The sequence below is a fragment of the Neisseria sp. P0021.S005 genome (assembly GCF_051956955.1).
Genome location: NZ_JBQCWY010000731.1, coordinates 1 through 1,485 on the forward strand (window position 1 = coordinate 1; position 1,485 = coordinate 1,485).

The 1,485-nt window shown below is 52.7% G+C and carries 2 protein-coding genes and 1 pseudogene; all 3 read right to left on the minus strand.

All coding sequences use genetic code 11. From position 1 onward, the window contains the following. Positions 1-148 (minus strand): annotated as a pseudogene (locus ACTHUE_RS18765) (ACP S-malonyltransferase); the annotation flags it as partial. A 153-nt stretch (positions 149-301) separates the two neighbouring features. After that, positions 302-442, minus strand: coding sequence for a DUF1294 domain-containing protein (locus ACTHUE_RS18770; RefSeq protein WP_440364162.1), 141 nt, complete (start codon positions 440-442; stop codon positions 302-304). A gap of 114 nt (positions 443-556) precedes the next feature. Next, the coding region (locus ACTHUE_RS18775) for a beta-ketoacyl-ACP synthase III (RefSeq protein ID WP_440403147.1) at positions 557-1,485 on the minus strand (929 nt) is incomplete at its 5' end.

The following is a 1,485-nucleotide window of genomic DNA, read 5'->3' on the forward strand; positions in this document are numbered from 1 at the left end:
CTTCGCCGTTAATCATTGCCCACAGGTCTTGACCCAATACGGCGGAAGCTTCGTCAAATGTGGCTTTAACGATGGCTTGCTCGGCAAAGCCGTTCATCATGCCTAGGCTTTGTGAGCCTTGTCCGGGAAAGAAGAATGCGAAAGACATGGTAATTCCTTATTGGTTTGAATGTTTGAGGGTGTCTGCCAGCAGAAGGAGGGTGGCGGCAGTATTGGTTGCAGCACTCAGCCGGAAGGTGCGGACAAAACTGAGTTTGCTGGTTTTATGCCGGAATGCGAGGCTGCTGCAATAACCGCCCGGTCAGCCGCCAAGCAGATTGAGCAGGTGCAATTTTGCTTCGGGTATGCGTCTGCCGTGGTTGCGTGCGCGCTGTTTGTCTAGGTAGTAAAGCAGGAAAACGTATGCACTCAGTGCGAGATAGGCGATTGCCAGTTTGGGCAATATTATAGCCGTTATGCTTAAAAACAGGCTGCTGATGCAGAGTGCAAACGTTAGGGATTTCATGGGTTTTAGCAGAATAGGCTGTCTGAAAGGGATGTTCAGACGGCCCAACCGTTAGTATTTTACTAAGACCGCACCCCAGGCAAAACCGCCGCCGATGCCTTCGAGCAAGAGGTTTTGTCCGCGTTTGATTTGGCCGTTTTTAATACCGACATCCAGTGCCAGCGGAATAGAGGCAGCGGACGTGTTGCCGTGGTCTTGGACGGTCAGGATCACTTTGTCCATGCTCAAGCCCAAGTGTTTGGCGGTAGAGTCGATAATGCGCTTATTGGCTTGGTGCGGCACAAGCCAATCGATTTGATTGGTGGTATAACCGGCTTCTTCGATAACGTCATCTGCGATTTTGGACAGCATTTTGACGGCAAACTTGAATACGCCGGGGCCGTCCATGCTGATGTAGGGCGAACCGCAAATCTGGCCGTTGGCAATTTGTCCCGGGACGTTCAAAAGGTTGAGGTAGTTGCCGTCGGCTTTGAGTTTGCTATGGATAATGCCCGGTTCGTCAGATGCACTTAAGACAACCGCGCCCGCACCGTCACCAAAGAGGACGCAGGTGGTGCGGTCGTTCCAATCGACGATGCGGCTGAAGGTTTCAGCGCCGATAACCAAAGCGTTTTTCGCCATGCCACTTTTGATGTAGGCATTGGCAGTGGTCAGGGCATACATAAAACCGGCGCACACGGCTTGTACGTCAAAGGCAGGGCAGCCGTTGGCAATGCCCAATTTTTGCTGCACGATGGTTGCCGTAGAAGGGAACTGCATATCGGGGGTAGCTGTGGCGACGATAATCAGGTCGATATCGTCAGCCTGCAAACCGGCATCTGCCAAGGCGCGGCGCGCTGACTCGGCGGCCAAATCGCTGGTTTTTTCGCTGTCGTCTGCAATATGGCGAAATTTGATACCTGTACGCGTGGTAATCCACTCGTCGGAAGTGTCCACTTTTTTGGCAAGGTCGTCATTGCTGACGCGGTTGGCAGGAAGGT